At 42.2% G+C, this 19,480-nt stretch carries 18 protein-coding genes; 10 read left to right on the forward strand and 8 right to left on the reverse strand.

Annotated features, from left to right (window positions below; all coding sequences use genetic code 11):
• Positions 1–16: 16 nt before the first annotated feature.
• Together clpA and clpS are read right to left on the reverse strand one after the other, a co-directional pair.
• Entirely contained in the window at positions 17–2,317 is a 2,301-nt protein-coding gene (clpA, locus tag VJY63_RS05825; RefSeq protein ID WP_324048950.1) for an ATP-dependent Clp protease ATP-binding subunit ClpA, read from the reverse strand.
• Between the two features lie 106 nt (positions 2,318–2,423).
• A complete protein-coding gene (clpS, locus tag VJY63_RS05830; protein WP_324048952.1) occupies positions 2,424–2,750 on the reverse strand; it encodes an ATP-dependent Clp protease adapter ClpS in 327 nt (108 codons plus the stop codon).
• 212 nt (positions 2,751–2,962) lie between these two features.
• Between clpS and VJY63_RS05835 the strand changes: the two genes are divergently transcribed.
• The 7 genes from VJY63_RS05835 (at position 2,963) to VJY63_RS05865 (ending at position 10,289) form a co-directional block, all read left to right on the forward strand.
• On the forward strand, positions 2,963–3,568 hold the full coding sequence (locus VJY63_RS05835) for a pseudouridine synthase (protein ID WP_324048954.1): 606 nt from the start codon (positions 2,963–2,965) through the stop codon (positions 3,566–3,568).
• Positions 3,568–4,032, forward strand: a complete 465-nt coding sequence (locus tag VJY63_RS05840) for an NUDIX hydrolase (RefSeq protein ID WP_324048956.1) — start codon at positions 3,568–3,570, stop codon at positions 4,030–4,032. The genes VJY63_RS05835 and VJY63_RS05840 overlap by 1 nt, the downstream gene beginning before the upstream one ends.
• 39 nt (positions 4,033–4,071) lie before the next feature.
• On the forward strand, positions 4,072–5,226 hold the full coding sequence (gene mnmA / locus VJY63_RS05845) for a tRNA 2-thiouridine(34) synthase MnmA (RefSeq protein ID WP_324048958.1): 1,155 nt from the start codon (positions 4,072–4,074) through the stop codon (positions 5,224–5,226).
• Positions 5,219–5,842: a high frequency lysogenization protein HflD gene (hflD, locus tag VJY63_RS05850; RefSeq protein ID WP_324048960.1), complete on the forward strand. Its 624-nt coding sequence runs from the start codon at positions 5,219–5,221 to the stop codon at positions 5,840–5,842. Before mnmA ends, hflD begins: the two co-directional genes overlap by 8 nt.
• A 51-nt stretch (positions 5,843–5,893) precedes the next feature.
• The gene (gene purB, locus VJY63_RS05855) at positions 5,894–7,279 is read left to right on the forward strand and encodes an adenylosuccinate lyase (RefSeq protein ID WP_324048962.1); all 1,386 of its coding nucleotides are present in this window, start codon (positions 5,894–5,896) and stop codon (positions 7,277–7,279) included.
• A gap of 2 nt (positions 7,280–7,281) precedes the next feature.
• On the forward strand, positions 7,282–8,496 hold the full coding sequence (locus tag VJY63_RS05860; RefSeq protein ID WP_324048963.1) for a cupin domain-containing protein: 1,215 nt from the start codon (positions 7,282–7,284) through the stop codon (positions 8,494–8,496).
• 188 nt (positions 8,497–8,684) lie between these two features.
• The gene (locus VJY63_RS05865; RefSeq protein WP_324048965.1) at positions 8,685–10,289 is read left to right on the forward strand and encodes an isocitrate lyase; all 1,605 of its coding nucleotides are present in this window, start codon (positions 8,685–8,687) and stop codon (positions 10,287–10,289) included.
• Between the two features lie 159 nt (positions 10,290–10,448).
• Here the strand turns inward: VJY63_RS05865 and VJY63_RS05870 are convergent, their stop codons facing one another.
• Entirely contained in the window at positions 10,449–10,820 is a 372-nt protein-coding gene (locus tag VJY63_RS05870) for a histone-like nucleoid-structuring protein, MvaT/MvaU family (protein WP_324048967.1), read from the reverse strand.
• Positions 10,821–10,996: 176 nt separating this feature from the next.
• Between VJY63_RS05870 and coaE the strand changes: the two genes are divergently transcribed.
• Together coaE and VJY63_RS05880 are read left to right on the forward strand one after the other, a co-directional pair.
• A complete protein-coding gene (gene coaE / locus VJY63_RS05875) occupies positions 10,997–11,680 on the forward strand; it encodes a dephospho-CoA kinase (RefSeq protein WP_324048969.1) in 684 nt (227 codons plus the stop codon).
• 5 nt (positions 11,681–11,685) lie between these two features.
• On the forward strand, positions 11,686–11,880 hold the full coding sequence (locus VJY63_RS05880; RefSeq protein WP_349254592.1) for a DNA gyrase inhibitor YacG: 195 nt from the start codon (positions 11,686–11,688) through the stop codon (positions 11,878–11,880).
• Here the strand turns inward: VJY63_RS05880 and VJY63_RS05885 are convergent.
• The 4 genes from VJY63_RS05885 to VJY63_RS05900 form a co-directional block, all read right to left on the reverse strand.
• Positions 11,865–12,803: a Nudix family hydrolase gene (locus VJY63_RS05885; RefSeq protein ID WP_324048971.1), complete on the reverse strand. Its 939-nt coding sequence runs from the start codon at positions 12,801–12,803 to the stop codon at positions 11,865–11,867. The genes VJY63_RS05880 and VJY63_RS05885 overlap by 16 nt on opposite strands.
• A gap of 13 nt (positions 12,804–12,816) precedes the next feature.
• On the reverse strand, positions 12,817–14,034 hold the full coding sequence (argJ, locus tag VJY63_RS05890; RefSeq protein WP_324048973.1) for a bifunctional glutamate N-acetyltransferase/amino-acid acetyltransferase ArgJ: 1,218 nt from the start codon (positions 14,032–14,034) through the stop codon (positions 12,817–12,819).
• Positions 14,035–14,094: 60 nt separating this feature from the next.
• Positions 14,095–16,806, reverse strand: coding sequence for a preprotein translocase subunit SecA (gene secA, locus VJY63_RS05895; RefSeq protein ID WP_324048975.1), 2,712 nt, complete (start codon positions 16,804–16,806; stop codon positions 14,095–14,097).
• Positions 16,807–16,984: 178 nt separating this feature from the next.
• Complete coding sequence (locus VJY63_RS05900) at positions 16,985–17,914, reverse strand: M23 family metallopeptidase (protein ID WP_324048977.1); 930 nt, start codon at positions 17,912–17,914, stop codon at positions 16,985–16,987.
• Between the two features lie 81 nt (positions 17,915–17,995).
• Between VJY63_RS05900 and VJY63_RS05905 the strand changes: the two genes are divergently transcribed.
• Complete coding sequence (locus VJY63_RS05905) at positions 17,996–18,448, forward strand: DUF721 domain-containing protein (protein WP_324048979.1); 453 nt, start codon at positions 17,996–17,998, stop codon at positions 18,446–18,448.
• A gap of 74 nt (positions 18,449–18,522) precedes the next feature.
• Here VJY63_RS05905 and lpxC read toward each other — a convergent pair whose 3' ends face one another.
• Complete coding sequence (gene lpxC / locus VJY63_RS05910) at positions 18,523–19,437, reverse strand: UDP-3-O-acyl-N-acetylglucosamine deacetylase (RefSeq protein WP_324048982.1); 915 nt, start codon at positions 19,435–19,437, stop codon at positions 18,523–18,525.
• Positions 19,438–19,480 lie beyond the last annotated feature (43 nt).

Here is a 19,480-nt window from a genome sequence, read left to right on the forward strand (position 1 = left end):
TAAGTACATTAGACGCTTAAACAGCGTCTTTTTCTGTTGTTTCAATATTTGATTCTTCAGCAATCGCGGCTTCAAACGTCAACTGTAAGCCTTTTTTGTTAGCGGTAATATAAACCGTACCGCCTTGGTGCGATAACTCACCAAACAAAATCGCCTCAGCCATTGGCTTTTTAATCTGCTCTTGAATTAAACGCGCCATAGGTCTAGCGCCCATTGCTTCGTCATAACCTTCTTCTGCTAGCCAAGTACGCGCTTTTTTATCAACGTCTAGCACCACACGCTTATCGTCCAGCTGTGCTTGTAGCTCGACCAAAAACTTATCCACAACATTTTTAATCACTTCAATATCTAGTGACTTGAACTGAATAATCGTGTCTAAGCGGTTACGAAATTCTGGTGTAAACAACTTGCGAATGGCTTCCATACCATCGGTGGCATGGTCTTGGTTTTGGAAGCCAATCGAGCGGCGACTGGTAATTTCTGCACCAGCATTCGTCGTCATCACCAAAATCACATTACGAAAATCGGCTTTACGTCCGTTATTGTCGGTTAACGAGCCATGATCCATAACCTGTAACAGCAGATTAAAGACTTCTGGGTGCGCTTTTTCAATTTCATCCAGCAACAACACGCAATGTGGATTCTTAGTAATTGCCTCGGTTAACAAGCCACCCTGATCAAAACCAACATAACCTGGCGGCGCACCAATTAAGCGCGAAACCGTGTGCCTTTCCATGTATTCCGACATATCAAAACGTACTAGCTCGATTCCTAAAGTTCGCGCTAACTGCTTAGTCACTTCGGTTTTACCCACACCGGTAGGCCCTGCAAACAAGAAGCTACCAATGGGTTTTTCAGGTGATTTTAAACCTGCACGCGACAATTTAATGGCATTGGCTAAAGCGTCTATACTTTCATCTTGCCCAAACACCAGCATTTTTAAATCGCGTTCAACATTACGCAGCACTTCTTTATCGTTGCTAGAAACGGTTTTAGGCGGAATACGGGCAATTTTAGCAACGATGGCTTCAATTTCAGGTACACCAATGACTTTAACGCGTTTATCTTCTGGCAATAACTGCTGATAAGCACCCGCTTCATCAACCACATCAATGGCTTTATCAGGTAAAAAGCGATCATTAATGTAGCGCTCGGCTAAGCGTGCGGCTGTTTCTAGCGCGTGATCGTCATAGCGCAGTTTATGGTGATCTTCAAAACGGCTTTTCAAACCTTTTAAAATGGCAATGGTGTCCTCAACACTGGGTTCAAGCACATCAATTTTTTGGAAGCGACGTGCCAAAGCACGGTCTTTTTCAAAAATCCCACGAAATTCTTGGAAGGTCGTTGAACCAATGCAGCGTAGATCACCATTCGAGAGCATGGGTTTAAGCAGGTTAGAAGCATCCATCACCCCACCAGAAGCAGCGCCAGCACCAATAATGGTATGAATTTCATCAATAAATAAAATGGAACGAGGCTCTTTTTTCAACTCATTCAACAAAGCTTTTAAGCGCTTTTCAAAATCACCACGGTATTTAGTACCGGCCAACAAAGCACCTAAATCCAGTGAATAAACAATGGCATCAGCAATCACATCAGGCACTTCACCATCGACAATACGCTTGGCTAAACCTTCAGCAACAGCGGTTTTACCCACACCCGCTTCACCGACCAATAATGGGTTATTTTTGCGCCGTCTGGCTAAAACCTGCACCACCCGCTCAATTTCATATTCACGGCCAATCAGCGGATCAATTTTTCCAGCTTCAGCTTGAGCATTTAAGTTAGTCGCAAAACTGTGCAGCGGATGATTACTATTCATCGCCTCGGCTTCTGCTGACTCTTGACCAAAGCTACTTTCTAAAGTGCTTGAGTCATCTTCAACTTTAGAAACACCGTGGGAAATAAAGTTAACAACATCAACCCTAGCAATGTCTTGCTGCTTTAGAAAATAAACGGCTTGGCTTTCTTGCTCACTAAAAATAGCAACCAATACGTTAGCCCCCATTACTTCACTTTTACCTGATGACTGAACATGAAAAACGGCCCGTTGCAGCACGCGCTGAAAACCCAACGTTGGCTGAGTTTCTCGCTCTATAGTGTCATCAGGAATCACAGGTGTAGTGGCATCAATAAAATTATGCAATTCTTTACGTAGATCACCTAAATCAACACCGCACGCTTTTAATACCTCTGCCGCTGAACTGTTGTCTAATAAAGACAACAATAAATGTTCTACGGTCATAAATTCATGGCGCTGTCGCCTTGCTAGGGTGAACGCCTCATTCAGTGTCTGTTCAAGATCTTTGCTCAGCATGCGCCTACCCTCACTTACCTGACTAGAAATCCGTTATAACCTATTTCCGTTACAACCTGCTTTAGTTACCAGCTTCTTTAGTTACAACCTAATTATTAATAATACTTTATCCTGCTACCTCAACATTGCACATTAATGGATGTTCGTTTTCACGTGCACAATCCATCACTAATGCTGCTTTTGTTTCTGCTATGTCTCGGGTAAATATACCGCAAACGGCTTTACCTTTTAGGTGTACATCCATCATGATTTGCTCTGCTTTCTCAGTATCCATATAAAAGAAAACCATCAGCACTTCTACTACAAATTCCATTGGCGTAAAGTCATCATTAAGCATAACAACTGTATACTTGGGCGGTTGTTTAAGCTTAGGTTTTGCTGTTGCTGTTGCTAAATCGCCAGCCAATGCACCGTCTTGCCCATCATCATTCAAAATCTAACCCTCTTGCTTAATCCCCTAACTAAACTTGCTAACTAAATGCGCTTTTTATTAGAAATAGGGGTTATTGAGTAAAATCACAAGCTATCTAGGCAAATAAACTGCTTAGCATGACCAGTTGCTGCTACTACTTGTCTCGCCTAAAGGCTAAAATACAGCCATTAAAATACTGTAGTTAAACCTTTTACACTTGCATCGAGACCTTAATGAGTGACCTCTATCTGTTTTACAAACCTTGGCAGGTACTATCGCAGTTTACTGACGATAAAGGCCGTAATACCTTGGCTGACTTTATCAAAACCGAAAACATTTATCCTGCTGGGCGCTTAGATTATGACTCAGAAGGTCTTTTGCTGCTAACGGATGATGGCGAATTACAAGCGCGTATTACGCACCCTGAATTTAAACTCCCTAAAACCTACTGGGTACAAGTAGAAGGGCAAATTACTGAAGAAGCCTTAAAAGCATTAAGTGATGGTGTCGAATTAAACGATGGTAAAACGCGTCCAGCACGAGCAAGGTTAATGAAAGAACCTAAGCTATTACCGCGTGCAGAACCTGTTAATCCACGCGTTGGTTTAGGAACAAGCTGGGTCGAAATCACGCTATTAGAAGGCCGTAATCGCCAAGTACGCCGCATGACTGCTCATGTTGGCTTTCCAACCTTGCGCCTAGTACGCTGGTCGATTGGTAATTGGACATTAGAGCATATGCGCCCGACCCAAATTAAAAAAACCCAAGTTCATCTACCCACCAAACAACACAAAGTAGTGTTAAAGCCTCGTAAAAAAGGTGTAAAAAAGGAACACTAATGGAACGCTGGACACCACATTGCACCGTTGCAACACTGGTACATCAGGCGGGTAAATTTTTGTTGGTCGAAGAATACGATAAGCTTTCTGCCACCAAAACGCCTGTGCTTAATCAACCGGCTGGCCACCTTGAAGTGAATGAAAGCCTTATTGAAGCAGCGGTGCGCGAAACGCTTGAAGAAACCGGCTGGCTAGTTGAAATTGAAGCTTATCTGGGCTTATACATTAACCTTGCGCCCAATGGCGTGACTTACCATCGCCACTGTTTTATTGCCCGACCGATTAACGCTTTGCCCGATGCAACCTTAGATGACGGCATTATTACAGCCCATTGGTTAACGTTACAAGAACTGGATGCAGCCGAAGCCGCTGGGCGTTTTCGCAGCCCAATGGTAAGGCCTTGCATTGATGACTTTTTGGCAGGTAACGCTTACCCCTTAGCGTTAATTCAAGACTTCCGCTAGCCTAGCTTAGCAATTCACTTAAAAAAGACTGCGCTTGTCATGTATAATCATTTCCCACGATTATTTATTACAGCGGAGTCTTTAGTGGCATCTATTCGGGTTATTGTTGGTATGTCGGGTGGCGTTGATTCTTCAGTTTCAGCCCTGTTGCTATTGCAGCAAGGGTATCAGGTAGAAGGCCTGTTTATGAAAAATTGGGAAGAAGATGACAACACTGAGTATTGCACCGCTAAAGAAGATTATGCCGATGCTCAAGCCGTTTGTGACAAGCTGGGCATTCAACTACACGCCGCTAATTTTGCTGCTGAATATTGGGATAATGTTTTCGAGCACTTTCTAGCCGAATATAAAGCAGGTCGCACGCCTAATCCTGATATTTTATGTAACCGCGAAATTAAATTTAAAGCCTTTTTAGATTATGCCCGTGTATTGGGCGCGGATTATATTGCTACGGGGCATTATGTAAGGCGTGGTGAAGATAAACAGGGCAAAACACAATTATTACGCGGTTTAGATAACAATAAAGATCAAAGTTATTTCTTACACGCCGTTGGGCATAAAGAATTAGGCTTAACGCTATTTCCAGTTGGCGAACTAGAAAAACCTGAAGTGCGCCGCTTGGCCGAAGAACATGATTTAATTACCGCCAAAAAGAAAGATTCTACCGGTATTTGTTTTATTGGTGAACGTCGCTTTACCGACTTTTTAAAACAATACTTGCCTGCCCAACCCGGTGATTTAATCACTGATAAAGGTGAATTAATTGGGCAACACGCAGGCTTAATGTATTACACCCTAGGTCAGCGCCAAGGTTTAGGCATAGGTGGCGTTAAAGGTTATCCAGAAGCGCCTTGGTTTGTGGCGGCTAAAAACTTAACGAATAATAAATTAACCGTTGTGCAAGGTGAAGATCATCCACTTCTGTTTACGGATGGGCTTATTTGTTCGTTACCCGATTGGGTAGCCGGTGAGCCACCAGCGTCTGATTTTAAATGCACAGGTAAAGTGCGTTACCGCCAAGCTGACCAAGATTGCCAAGTAAAAGTTTTAGTGGACGGGCGCTGCCAAGTGGTTTTCGATAAGCCACAACGTGCCGTAACCCCAGGGCAGTCGATGGTTTTTTACTTGGGCGATGTTTGTTTAGGTGGTGGCGTGATTGAGTCTACATTTTTAAATGAGTCTTTGTATGAATAACTTAGATTACAGTCAACGCCAAACACTAGCCTTAGCAGGTGTTTTTCAAGCCGCCCACTTGGTGCATGACTTGGCAACGCGCGGTATGCTTGACCAGCACAATTTTGAAACTAGCATTGCGTCTATTTTAGTGACTGATCCTGAAACCACTGCCGATATTTATGGTGGTGATTTTTTTAACCTCCGCACTGGCGCAACAACACTGCGTAAAGTCTTACTAAAAGACGCTAGCGTTAATGCTAGCGTGCTGCGCTATGCGATGGGTATTTTAGTCTTAAATACCAAATTAGCTAAAAATCCTGCCATGTTAACCGCCATAGGGCAGCGCTTAGCGGCGGTTAAATTACAAGCCATGCACTTTAATGCAACGCATGAAAATGTATTAGCGGCTTTAGCCAGCATTTACCAAGATACACTTAGCACACTTTCATTTCGGATACAGGTACAAGGTAATCCCACTATTTTGCAGCAATCCGGTAATGCCGATAAAATTCGTGCTTTACTGCTCGCAGGTATACGTTCAGCCATGCTTTGGTCACAATCGGGTGGTAAGCGTTGGAAGTTGTTATTTTCGCGTAAAAAAGTGCTGCAAGACTTAGACTCACTCGGTTTTTAATCCTCACAACACCTTTTTCTTTTACCTTTACTTTAATTTTTGGAAATTATTATGTCGCTTGAACAACTTTCTACACTCTCTTCACTGACCGCACTTTCACCCGTTGATGGACGCTATGGTAGTAGAACAGCCCCTTTGCGTGAACATTTTTCTGAATTTGGTTTAATTCGTGCGCGTGTTGAAGTGGAAGTGCGCTGGTTGCAACGCTTAGCTGAACACGCAGAAATTAAAGAAGTACCCGCGTTTTCTGCACAAGCGAATCAATTACTAAATGACTTGGTCGCAAACTTTTCTGTTGCCGATGCAAAAGCCGTTAAAACGCACGAACGCGTGACTAACCACGATGTAAAAGCCGTGGAATACTTTATTAAAGACCGCATTGAGGTGTTGCCAGAATTAGCAGCCGTCAGTGAATTTGTACACTTTGCTTGCACCAGTGAAGACATTAATAACCTGTCGCACGGTTTAATGCTAAAAGGTGGTTTAAACAAAGTTTTATTGCCAGAAATGCAGCAGGTGGCCGATGCGATTCGTAACTTGGCTCATAAAAATGCGGAAGTGCCTTTGTTGTCGCGCACCCACGGTCAAACCGCCAGCCCCAGCACGGTTGGTAAAGAAATGGCTAACGTGGTCTACCGTTTAGAGCGCCAAATTAAGCAGGTAAAAGCGGTTGAACTACTAGGTAAAATTAATGGTGCAGTGGGCAATTACAACGCGCATTTAAGCGCTTACCCAACATTGGATTGGCAAGCCAATGCACAAGTTTTTGTTGAAAACTTAGGGTTAGTTTGGAATCCCTACACCACGCAAATTGAACCCCATGACTACATTGCCGAACTATTTGATGCCATTGCGCGTTTTAATACCATTTTGATCGACTTTGACCGCGATATTTGGGGTTATATTTCTTTGGGTTATTTCAAGCAAAAAACCGTCGAAGGCGAAATTGGTTCTTCGACCATGCCGCACAAGGTTAACCCTATCGACTTTGAAAATTCAGAAGGTAACTTGGGTCTTGCTAACGCAATTTTTAACCACCTAGCCGTTAAGTTGCCGATTTCTCGTTGGCAGCGTGATTTAACCGATTCCACCGTGCTTAGAAATTTAGGTGTAGGTATGGGGCACAGCCAAATTGCTTACCAAGCCAGTTTAAAAGGTATTTCTAAGCTAGAAACCAATCCTGAGCGTTTAGCGGCTGACTTAAATGCTGCATGGGAAGTATTAGCTGAACCCATTCAAACTGTGATGCGTCGCTACCAAATTGAGAAACCTTATGAAAAGCTAAAAGAATTAACGCGCGGCAAAACCATTACCCAACAAGGCATGGTTGCATTCATTGATAGCTTAGACATTCCTGAACAAGCCAAGCAAGAACTTAAAGCGCTGACACCGGCTAACTACATAGGCAATGCCATTGCCCAAGCAAAGGCCATTTAAGAATGACTGCGTCCATCACTTTGCCTGTTTCAATTTTAGGTTCCATTAGCCGTGAAGAATTTTTGCGTGACTATTGGCAGAAAAAACCACTATTAATTCGTCAAGCTTTGCCTGATTTCACACCGCCTTTAGATGTTGATGAGCTGGCCGGATTAGCGCTAGAAGAAGGCGTGGAATCACGAGTGGTTATGGCGCAAGGACCAGAAAGCCCTTGGCAATTATTTAATGGCCCGTTTAAAGAAAGTTTTTTACAAACATTGCCTGAAAAGAACTGGTCGCTGCTGGTACAAGCAGTTGACCACCTGCTTCCTGAAGTAGGCGAGCTATTAAAAGCCTTTGACTTTCTTCCCAGTTGGCGTGTTGACGACCTAATGATTAGCTATGCGCCTGAAGGTGGCAGCGTTGGGCCACATTTTGATTATTATGATGTTTTTCTACTACAAGCATCAGGAAAAAGACGCTGGCAGCTAGGGCAATATTGCGATGAATCCAGCCCTTTAAGAACCGATACTCAATTAAAAATCCTGACCGAATTTGAAGCCAATACTGAGCAAGACTGGGTATTAGAAGCCGGTGATTTACTTTATTTACCGCCACAACTCGCGCATTGGGGCACTTCGCTAAGTGAAGATTGCACCACTTGGTCAGTGGGTTTTCGCGCATTAAGCGCTGAAGAAATCTTGTGTGGTGTAGCTGATTTCATTGGTGAAACGCTTGCCGATGACCTGCGCTATACCGATGCGGATATAAAATTACCTGAACACCTTGCAGCTATAGATGATGCAGCGATGGATCGAGTAAAAAGCTTACTAAACAAAGTTATGGATAATCCAGCAGCGTTAAGTGAATGGTTTGGTCGCGCAATGACTCAAACCAAATACCCAGACCAGCTGTTTGCTCAAGAAGACCCTTGGACAACAGCAACGCTGCATGAGTTAATGAACGAAGACGAACCATTATTGGTTATTGCTGAAGGTAGCCGTTTGGCTTTTCGAGTCGCTAACGAAGGCAACTGGTTATTTGCTGACGGTGAAGCTTTAAAGTTTTCAGCTGAATTAAAAGACTGGGTAGCCGATTTAAGTGCCAAGGTTAACCTAGATGCAACATTTATTAAGCAAACATTAAACCTGCCCGAAGCCAGCGAACTATTGGTTAAATTAATTAATCAAGGCAGCGTGTATTTAATTGAAGAAGATGACAACAACTTGTTGCACTAGGTTGTTGTATCTAAGCTATAAATGGCTAATTGTTGTTACTTGCTAGTGTAGTCAAATTACAACCAAACACCCCCGACTAATGATGCCTTGCGCTTAATACTTAGGCTAAGGCATCATTCGCTCCATTGAAACACCGTTGAAAATTAAAACATCGCTAAAACTTACTTTACTCATTTGAAGGATTGATTATGTCAACTTATCAAAACGAAATTAAGGCAATTGCTGCACTTAAAGAAAAAGCTGGAAGTGGCTGGAGCGCAATTAACCCTGAATCGGCTGCACGTATGCGTATTCAAAACCGTTTCCAAACCGGTTTAGACATTGCTAAATACACGGCAGCAATTATGCGTAAAGATATGGCTGAATACGATGCTGACTCATCTGTTTATACTCAGTCTTTAGGTTGCTGGCACGGTTTTATCGGTCAACAAAAATTGATCGCTATTAAAAAACATTTAAAAACTACAAATAAGCGCTACCTCTACCTTTCAGGTTGGATGGTTGCTGCACTGCGTTCTGAGTTTGGTCCTTTACCTGACCAATCCATGCACGAAAAAACCTCAGTTGCTTCATTAATTGAAGAGCTATACACCTTTTTACGCCAAGCTGATACGCGTGAACTAGACTTGCTATTCACTGCATTAGACAAAGCACGTAAAGTAGGCGATGCTGCTGAAGAAAAATCTTTGCTAGATCAGATTGAAAACTTTGAAACCCACGTAGTACCTATCATTGCGGATATAGACGCAGGTTTTGGTAATGAAGAAGCCACTTACCTAATGGCTAAGCAGATGATTGAAGCCGGTGCTGCTGCTATTCAGATTGAAAACCAAGTTTCTGATGAAAAACAGTGTGGTCACCAAGACGGTAAAGTAACCGTTCCTCACGCTGACTTTTTAGCTAAAATCAATGCGGTACGTTATGCCTTCCTAGAGCTAGGCGTTGATGACGGTGTTATCGTGGCGCGTACTGACTCTTTAGGTGCAGGCTTAACTAAGCAGATCGCTGTTACTAACCAACCAGGCGATTTAGGCGACCAATACAACAGCTTCCTTGATGGTACTTTCATCAAAGATGCTAGCGAAATTGAAAACGGTGACGTGGTTGTTAAATCTGACGGTAAACTATTAAAGCCTGCACGTTTAGCCAGCGGCTTGTTCCAGTTCCGTCCTAACACCGGCATTCAGCGTGTAGTGTTGGACTGTATTACTTCACTACAAAACGGTGCTGACCTACTGTGGATCGAAACTGAAAAGCCACACGTTGGTCAAATTGCTGAAATGGTTAACGAAATTCGTAAGGTTGTTCCAGATGCCAAATTGGTTTACAATAACAGCCCATCGTTCAACTGGACACTAAACTTCCGTCAGCAAGTATTCGATACTTGGACAGAAGAAGGTAAAGACGTTTCTGCTTACGACCGTGACCGCCTAATGAGCGCTGATTACGATGGTACGCCCTTATGTGACGAAGCCGATGCACGCATCCAAAGCTTCCAGAAAGATGCAGCGCGTGAAGCAGGCATCTTCCACCACTTAATCACGCTACCGACTTACCACACAGCTGCGCTATCAACTGACAACCTAGCTAAAGGCTACTTTGGTGAACAAGGTATGCTGGCTTACGTTGAAGGTGTTCAGCGTAAAGAGATTCGTCAAGGTATTGCGTGTGTACGTCACCAAAACATGGCAGGTTCTGATATCGGCGATAGCCATAAAGAATACTTCTCTGGCGATGCTGCACTAAAAGCTAGCGGTGAAGATAACACCATGAGCCAGTTTGATAACGTTTAATCGACTGCTTCAATAGTTAAATTAAAGCCACCCTCTTTTGAAGGTGGCTTTTTTATTACCCAGTCTATTTTGTTTTGAATAAATTTATTTTGAACAAAAAAACCCTGAAAATTCAGGGTTTTTAAATCTAGCATCACTCTATCTAAGCAACCAAACGTATTATTCGCGCTCTTCAGTTACCCAGCCTTCAACCACATCAGAACCAAATTCAGCTTTCCACTCTTTTAGTTCTTTGTGATTACCACCACGCGTTTCGATAGTTTCTTGAGTATTAGGATTAACATAAACTTTAAGTTTACGAGTGCGACGATTACCACGACCCGATTTAACTGCTGCTACTGCAGATTGATTTAAACCAAAAATTGTAGCTAAGTCATTAACACTACGCTGATGCTTATCTAAAAGAACTTGTACTTCTTCTTTAAAACTTAGTTCTTTTTTTAGCTCAGGGTTTTCTTCCATACGGCTCATTTCTTCTGTGAGCTTACGCAGCATTTCTTCTTTTTCACGGTAACTTGCTAAAATAGACATTATTTACTCCAATTAAAGTTTCAACAGGCGATGTAAATTTTATACATAATCTAAGTTTTGGCAAGTGTATTGTTGTACAAAAGGTTTAATTAAACTAAATTCAAACTAAATCACATACAATTAAGTAGTTTTACACGCATCAAACTACCTAACAAACTACCTAAAAAGGTAAACAAGTGAAAAAAAGTCTATTTAATAATAAGCAACAACAACTAATTATTGGCTTAACCGGCGGTATTGGTTCAGGTAAAACAGCCGCCAGTAATCTTTTTTTGAAGCAAGGTGTTAATGTAGTTGATACTGATGTACTTGCTCGCCAAGCTTTACAAGTGGGCTCACCACTATTAATTGAAGTGTTTAATCATTTAGGTCAGCAGCTTAAACTTACTGACGGTAGTTTAGATAGAGCTGCATTAAGGGCTGTTATTTTTAATGATCCCAGTGCTAAAACTTGGCTAGAAAATCTTATTCATCCTTGGGTTAAAAAAGAAACACTTAAAGCCTTGGCTGAAGCTAACAGCCCTTATATTATTTTATCTTCACCCTTATTAATTGAAAGCGGTCAACTGGCTTTGATTGATCGCTTGTTAGTCGTTGATGTGCCTGAAGCAACTCAGGTTGAACGTACTTGTATAAGGGATGGTAATGCTACAGATTTAGTTAAAAAAATCATACAGCAGCAAATTAATCGCCAAGAACGCTTATCTTTGGCTGATGATATTATTGATAACTCAGGTAGCTTAAATGAATTAGAACAACAGGTAGACGCTTTACATAAACAATACCTAATACTTGCTTTAGCCAAAAATGACTTTAACAAAAAAAACCATACATTCCAATCCAATCCAATTGAAGCGTAATAAAAATGAAAGCGACTGTGACACGTATTTTCCCATGCCCCACTTGCAACAAACCCAGCATCCTAACTCAAGAGAATGCTTTTCGTCCTTTTTGTAGCGAACGCTGCAAACTGATTGATTTAGGTTACTGGGCTGCTGAAAACCATAAGATAGCAGGCGATGAAGTAAGACTTAATCCAGAAGATCAAGACCAATATTGAGTAATACCGGCTAAGCCTTGTCCACCCAAGCCAAAGACGCGATCACGCTGCTTTAAATCCATGCCACCTAAAGCATAAACAGGCAAACGGCTAGCATCAGTTAAGGCATTAAAGTCACACCAACCCAAGCACTTAGCAGCAGGATGAGAAGGCGTAGCAAGTACCGGCGAAAGGGTTATAAAGTCAGCATGAATGTTTTCTGCTTGAGTAATTGAAGCAACATCATGGCAAGAAGCCGCTAACCACTTATCCACCGGCACTGGACGCTGATCGTACTTAGCTAAACGCGCAGCAGTTAAGTGAATACCATCAGCGTCCACGTGTTTAAGCATCGTAGGATCGGCATTTAGCATTAAACGTGCGCCCGCTTTGTGGCAAGGCGCTAAAAATGCCTGAGCAAGGCTGCGGTAAGCGTCTGCATCCAAATGATGGGCGCGTAGCTGTACGAGCTTAATACCACGCTCTAAAGCACGGTTTAAACGCGCCAAAGCATCATCAGTATCGGTAAATTCACCTGTAATTAAGTAATCTTCTGGCAACTGCACGGCTTTAATAATTGACTGATTAGCCGCCGGAAAAGTGTAGTTAACAAGATCATCAACAGCCACCCAGCGAATAGGCTGTCCTTCCTTACCCCAAGCTTCACCAGTAAACACCAACACCTTCCAAACATCCAGTAAGACTGTTTTACCCGGATAGTTATGCTTAATACGAATTAAAGGTCTGGCTTTGATAACTTCAATGCCTAGTTCTTCGCGGATTTCACGTCTAAGGGCTTGAAAACCTGTTTCGTAAGGCGTTAATTTTCCACCAGGTAATTCCCATAATCCACCTTGGTCAATACCGGCAGGACGACGAGCAATTAATAGCTGCCCTTTTTCATTGAATATAGCCGCAGCGGCGACCAATGTGGGTTGTGGCATAGTTTAATCGTCCTTAACTGCGATAATCGGCATTAATAGAAACGTAGTCATGAGAAAAATCGCAAGTCCAAACGGTTTCTTTTACTTGTCCACGACCTAACTGAATACGCAAGGTAATTTCTTCTTTGTTCATTACTGCAGCACCAGCTGCTTCGGTATAACTTGCTGCACGTCCACCTTGTTCAACCAGCAACACATCACCTAAATAGACCGTCACACCGCCAACATCTAAATCGTCTAAACCCGGTGCACGACCTACCGCAGCTAAAATACGCCCCCAGTTAGCATCGCTGGCATAAAGTGCTGTTTTAACGAGTGGCGAATGAGCAACTGTAAAAGCAGCTTCTAAAGCTTCTTTAGTACTAGCCGCTTGCTCAACATGAATCGTCACAAACTTAGTCGCACCTTCACCATCACGTACAATGCTTAATGCTAGTTGTTGCATAACACTAATTAAACACTCACGAAAGCTTGCTACAGCAGCGGTATCATCAACGCTAACCATTGCCGCTTGCGCCGTGGCAACCAACATACAACTATCATTAGTCGAGGTATCACCATCAATAGTGATGCGATTAAAACTTAAATCGGTGGCTTCTTTTAAAAGCTGCTTTAACAAAGGCTGGGCAATCGCTGCATCGGTTGCAATAAAACCTAACATGGTCGCCATATTTGGCTTAATCATGCCAGCACCCTTGGCAATACCGCTAATAACCACGGATTTACCGTTAATTATGCAGCTTGCTGTGGCACCTTTAGGTAAAGTATCGGTAGTCATAATGCCAGTTGCAGCATCAGTCCAATGCGCTTCGTCTAAGTTTTTTAGCGCAGCAGGCAACGCAGCCAGCAAGCACTGCATGGGTAAAGGTTCGCCAATCACACCCGTTGAAAAAGGCAATACGGCTTGTTCACTCACTTGGGTTAATTCAGCCAAAGCAGCACAGGTTTTTTTAGCATCAGCCAAACCTAAAACACCCGTACCTGCATTGGCATTACCCGTGTTAATCAACAGGTAGCGCGGTGCAGCGGCTTGTAAATGCTCACGCGCAACCTGAACAGGCGCAGCACAAAAAGCATTCAAGGTAAATACACCAGCGGTGGTGCTACCTTCAGCCAATTCAAAAACAACCAAATCTTTACGACCGACTTTTTTAATGCCTGCACTGGCTGTGCCAATACGCAAACCTTTAATTAGGTTAAATTCTGGCAACACCAACTGTCCTACTGCCATGTTTACTTCTCCTCCCACTTAGGGACAAGTTTTTAATTTTAATTTAGTTTTTTATAGCGCTTAATTCAGCTTGCCGTGGCATTGCTTATATTTTTTACCTGATCCGCAAGGGCAAATATCATTACGCCCCACTTTAGGAAAATCACGCTTAAAAGGTTGAGTGCTGTCCATATCTGCTGGTGGTATTGACGGCTCGCTAACTGGCATTTCATGCCGTGTCGTTTGACGTTGCATTAAGGCTTCAGCTTCAGCACGGCGTTGATTTTCAATGGCTTCCACTTCTTCAGGGCTGCGAATTTTTACATGGCTTAAAATACGCACGACATCGCTACGAACATTCGATAAAAAGTGTTCAAACAGCGTAAAAGCTTCACGTTTATATTCTTGCTTAGGATTTTTTTGCGCGTAACCACGTAGGTGAATACCTTGACGCAACTGATCCATGCTTTGTAAATGTTCTTTCCAGCGCGTATCCAGCACTTGCAGCATAATTTGCTGTTCGAACTTTCTTAATAATTCTGCACCAGCAATGTCTTCTTTTTCTTTATACGTTGTCTTCAGTGTTGTTTGCAGTTTTTGACGCAAGCTTTCTTCATGCAAACTTTTATCTTCGTCCAACCATTGCTGCACTGCTGCTGGCAAGTTAAATTCAGTCGCTAAATAGTTTTCTAGCTCGGTAACACGCCATTGCTCAGGCATAGATTGAGGTGGAATAAACTGCGAAATAGCGCTATCTAAAACATCTTCACGCATTTCTTCCACTTCTTCAGCAATGTCCGTTGCTTCAAGAATTTCACGGCGCTGGTTATAAATAACGCTACGCTGGTCGTTATTCACATCGTCGTATTCTAATAGCTGCTTACGAATGTCGAAGTTACGGCCTTCTACTTTACGTTGTGCTTTTTCAACGGCATTAGTGACCATCTTATGTTCAATGGCTTCACCACGCTTCATACCTAGCATCGTCATCATGCTTTTAACACGGTCTGAAGCAAAGATACGCATTAGGCTATCTTCAAGTGACAAGAAAAAGCGCGTTGTACCTAGATCACCCTGACGACCCGAACGGCCACGTAACTGGTTGTCGATACGCCGTGATTCGTGGCGTTCGGTACCAATAACGTGCAAACCACCCGAAGCTAATACAGCATCGTGGCGCTCTTGCCAAGCCGCTTTAAGCGTTTCTAATTGGGCAGCCGTGGGGTTGTCTAGCTTTTCAGCTTCGACTTCCCAATTACCACCCAGTTTAATATCTGTACCACGACCAGCCATGTTAGTCGCTAAAGTAACCGCGCCAGGACGACCCGCTTGAGCAATAATTTCAGCTTCACTTTCATGCTGTTTTGCATTCAAAACTTTGTGAGTAATGCCCGCTTTTTTAAGCAAGCCACTCACATACTCTGACGTTTCGATAGAAGCCGTACCGACTAAGACTGGCTGACCTTTTTCTACCGTGTATTGCACATCTTTAATAATGGCCTCAAATTTTTCTTCAGCACTCATAAAAACTAAATCGTTTAAATCTTTACGTTGCACTGCGCGATTAGTGGGAATAACCACCACGTTCAGCCCATAAATATGATTAAATTCATAAGCTTCAGTGTCCGCTGTACCTGTCATGCCAGAAAGCTTGGCATAAAGACGGAAATAGTTTTGAAAGGTTGTAGAAGCCAAAGTTTGGCTTTCTGCTTGAATATTTAAGCCTTCTTTAGCTTCTATTGCTTGGTGCAAACCTTCGCCCCAACGACGACCCGGCATGGTACGACCCGTATGTTCGTCAACAATAACCACCAAGCCTTCACTCACAATGTAATCAACGTCTTTATTGAACATATGATGAGCACGTAATGCTGACTGAATATGGTGTAAAAGATTTAAATTAGCAGAAGAGTAAAGGCTAGCACCTTCTTTTAGAACACCTTCTTTAGCTAATAAATCTTCAACGATTTGATGGCCTTGTTCCGTTAATTCTAAACTGCGTTGTTTTTCATCAATAATAAAATCGCCAAGATCGGTTGCTTCATCCCAAGGGGTTAAAGCCGGCACTAGACGATTAATTAAACGGTACATGGCTGAACTGTCTTCAGCAGCGCCTGAAATAATTAAAGGGGTTCGTGCTTCATCAATAAGGATCGAGTCAACTTCATCAATAACCGCATAGTTAAGCTCACGCTGCACACGTTCTTCTAATGAGAAGGCCATATTGTCGCGCAGGTAATCAAAGCCAAACTCGTTATTAGTACCGTAAGTAATGTCCGCTTGATAAGCTGCACGTTTTTCTTCTTGATTTTGACCTGAATAAATAACGCCAATAGATAAACCTAAAAACTTATAAAGCTTACCCATCCATTCAGCATCACGACGCGCGAGATAATCGTTAACGGTAACAACGTGAACACCTTTACCCGCTAAAGCATTGAGGTAAACAGCCAGCGTTGCGACCAATGTTTTACCTTCACCCGTACGCATTTCAGCAATTTGTCCTTCATGTAACACCATGCCGCCAATCATTTGCACATCAAAATGGCGCATATCCATTGCACGAATACTACCTTCACGCACTAGCGCAAAACTTTCTGGCAACAGTTTATCAAGGGGTTCGCCATTCGCGGCACGTGCTTTTAAAGCTTGAGTACGCAATGCAAAATCAGCATCGGCTAATGATTTTAACTCAGGTTCTAACGCATTAATTTGTTGAACAACTTTACGGATACGTTTAAGTTCACGTTCGTTTTTACTACCAAAAATTTTCTTTAACAAGGGGGTAATCATCGACTGTCCTTACCCGTGGTTAGGCTGATGGATTTTGACCGAACAACATACCACGTTTTAATTAAAAAGTGTTTATAGAGCACGCGTACAAAAATTATTTATTAAGTGAATAGCTTAATTTCTAACTACATTAAAAACAACAAAACCCGCCGTAGCGGGTTTTGTTTAAGGTGGCTAATTAAGGTGCAGAACGCGATACGTAACGCAATGGATCAACTGCACGACCATTAAGTAAGACTTCATAGTGTACGTGCGGCCCAGTACAGCGTCCTGTACAACCCATTAAACCTACTGCATCACCACGCTGCACTAGATCACCTTTATTAACAACAAAATCATTTAAATGCGCATAACGCGTGATGTAACCATCGCCATGATCAATTTCTACTAGATTACCATAACCGCTACGTGGCGAAGAGTGCATAACCACACCTGCACCTGTTGCTAATACATTAGAATTTTCTTTACCTGCAAAATCAATGCCTCCATGCCAAGAAGTACGACCTGTAAAGGGGTCACTACGGCGACCAAAACTTGATGACATCCAGCCTTTTTCAATGGGACGACCCGCAATATAGACCTGGTCGGCCAAACTACGTTTAGTCAATAACGAATGGATCAGCTCTAACTGCTGTTGGCGTTGTTCAATTTTATTGGTCAATGAATCTAATGCGTCCATCAACTCTGTATCGGTATAACCTGAGCTTTCTTCGTAAAGATATTCAGGGCCGCCCATTGGGGGCGCTTCGTCAAAATCAAATTCATCACTTAAATTAGCCACTGAAGTTAAACGCTTACCCAATGCATCTAAGCGCATTAAACGTGCCTGTAATTCACCAATTTTAGGTGTTAAAGCATCAATTCGCTCTAATGATTGACGTTTAACTTGCTCTACTTCAGCACGTTGTATCTCAAGTTCTTGGTTCCACATCAAATTAGCTTGGTTTTTCATTTCCCGTTCATTCATATCAACCCACCAATAAACTAATGAACCACCTATAGCAGCAGGAATTGAAAACGCTACTGCAAACACTAAAACGAACAAGCCTGAAGATAAGTTTATTGAACGGCTTGAACTGTGTTTACTACTGCAAAAAATCAAATTCATTGGTTGTTTCCCATTTGCGCCACTTGGTGTTTTGATCGTTTTTGATTAGGCTTTAGTACTTTAAGTTTAATGGAGGCTAGGGTGAGTATAAAGCCTAGAGCGGGCAGAACAAAATCCTTAACGACCCTAATTAACAAAGATACTTCAATTTTAGGGAAAGTATTAAATAAGGCTACTTATCTGAAACAGATTGAAACAAGATTACACGACTATTTACCCGAAGAGCTTCAAGGGTTATTTAGAGTCGCTAATTACGAACATCAAAAACTTATTTTATTAACCGCTAGCGCTAGTAATTTAACCCGAATGCGCTTTTTTCAAGCACAAATCCTATATAAACTACAGCAATACCTACCTGATTTAAAAAGCTTTGAGATAAAAATCAGACCTGAACCCCCTCATGTTAAAAAAGTCATTACCAAGCTGAATATTTCTGCTGCTAGCCAAAATAAATTAAAAAGGTTAGCAGAAGATGTAACTGACCCTCGCCTTAAAGCCGTATTAATTCGCTTAGGCAATAAAGCTAACGATTAAAATCAGTGATTCAAAAACAAAAAAAGCCGACCAATAGTCGACTTTTTTATTTTATCTATCTAAAACTTTAGTGATTAAGCTTCAGACAAAGCAGAAGTATAGGAAATAGGTGAACGTGCTTTTTCACCTTCAAAAGTCACTATTTCCCAAGCATCAGGATTGCTAATTAATTCGCGCAATAGTTTATTGTTTAAACCATGACCTGATTTATGACCTTTAAACTCACCGATTAAGCTTTTACCAAGCAAGTAAAGATCACCAATAGCATCCAGTACTTTATGCTTAACAAACTCATCTTCGTAGCGTAAACCGTCTTCATTCAAAATACGGTAGTCATCAACAACAATGGCATTTTCCATACTGCCACCTAAAGCTAAGTTGCGTGAACGCAAGTACTCTATGTCACGCATAAAGCCAAAAGTACGGGCGCGACTCACTTCACGAACAAATGAAGTCGTTGAAAAATCAATCGTCGCATTTTGTTTTTGATCACGAAAAACAGGGTGGTCAAAGTCAATACTAAACCCTACTCGAAAACCTTCGTAGGGTTCAAAGCTAGCAGTTTTATCATCTTCTGCTACGGCAATTTTTTTCTTAATACGAATAAACTGCTTAGGCGCATCTTGCTCTTGAATACCAGCCGATTGAATTAAAAATACAAAAGGACCCGCACTACCATCCATAATAGGTACTTCAGGCGCACTGACTTCAACGTATAAGTTATCAATACCCAAACCCGCCAATGCTGACAGTAAGTGCTCTACTGTACTAACCTTAGCATCACCTTCATTCAACGTAGTTGACAAGGTTGTCTCATGAACATTTTCGGCGCAGGCATGAATTTCTGCGACAGGATCTAAATCAACACGGCGAAAAACAATACCCGTATCAACAGGTGCTGGGCGAAGTGTTAGATAAACTTTTTCACCGGAGTGAAGACCAACACCTGTTGCCCGAATGGTATTTCTTAAAGTGCACTGTTTAATCATTGCCTTCACTCTGCCCCAACTGGGCTTATCACCTTGTAAAAAT

Origin of the sequence: Marinospirillum sp., assembly GCF_035271045.1 — a bacterium.
GTDB lineage: Bacteria > Pseudomonadota > Gammaproteobacteria > Pseudomonadales > Halomonadaceae > Marinospirillum.

Excerpts from the sequence above, each read along its gene's own strand:
- argJ (WP_324048973.1), bottom strand. The coding sequence starts at position 14,034 with ATGGCAGTAGGACAGTTGGTGTTGCCAGAATTTAACCTAATTAAAGGT.
- VJY63_RS05840 (WP_324048956.1), top strand. The coding sequence starts at position 3,568 with ATGGAACGCTGGACACCACATTGCACCGTTGCAACACTGGTACATCAG.
- VJY63_RS05900 (WP_324048977.1), bottom strand. The coding sequence starts at position 17,914 with ATGAATTTGATTTTTTGCAGTAGTAAACACAGTTCAAGCCGTTCAATA.
- VJY63_RS05885 (WP_324048971.1), bottom strand. The coding sequence starts at position 12,803 with ATGCCACAACCCACATTGGTCGCCGCTGCGGCTATATTCAATGAAAAA.
- VJY63_RS05860 (WP_324048963.1), top strand. The coding sequence starts at position 7,282 with ATGACTGCGTCCATCACTTTGCCTGTTTCAATTTTAGGTTCCATTAGC.
- hflD (WP_324048960.1), top strand. The coding sequence starts at position 5,219 with ATGAATAACTTAGATTACAGTCAACGCCAAACACTAGCCTTAGCAGGT.
- VJY63_RS05835 (WP_324048954.1), top strand. The coding sequence starts at position 2,963 with ATGAGTGACCTCTATCTGTTTTACAAACCTTGGCAGGTACTATCGCAG.
- VJY63_RS05880 (WP_349254592.1), top strand. The coding sequence starts at position 11,686 with ATGAAAGCGACTGTGACACGTATTTTCCCATGCCCCACTTGCAACAAA.
- VJY63_RS05870 (WP_324048967.1), bottom strand. The coding sequence starts at position 10,820 with ATGTCTATTTTAGCAAGTTACCGTGAAAAAGAAGAAATGCTGCGTAAG.
- clpA (WP_324048950.1), bottom strand. The coding sequence starts at position 2,317 with ATGCTGAGCAAAGATCTTGAACAGACACTGAATGAGGCGTTCACCCTA.
- lpxC (WP_324048982.1), bottom strand. The coding sequence starts at position 19,437 with ATGATTAAACAGTGCACTTTAAGAAATACCATTCGGGCAACAGGTGTT.
- VJY63_RS05865 (WP_324048965.1), top strand. The coding sequence starts at position 8,685 with ATGTCAACTTATCAAAACGAAATTAAGGCAATTGCTGCACTTAAAGAA.
- secA (WP_324048975.1), bottom strand. The coding sequence starts at position 16,806 with ATGATTACCCCCTTGTTAAAGAAAATTTTTGGTAGTAAAAACGAACGT.
- purB (WP_324048962.1), top strand. The coding sequence starts at position 5,894 with ATGTCGCTTGAACAACTTTCTACACTCTCTTCACTGACCGCACTTTCA.
- mnmA (WP_324048958.1), top strand. The coding sequence starts at position 4,072 with ATGTATAATCATTTCCCACGATTATTTATTACAGCGGAGTCTTTAGTG.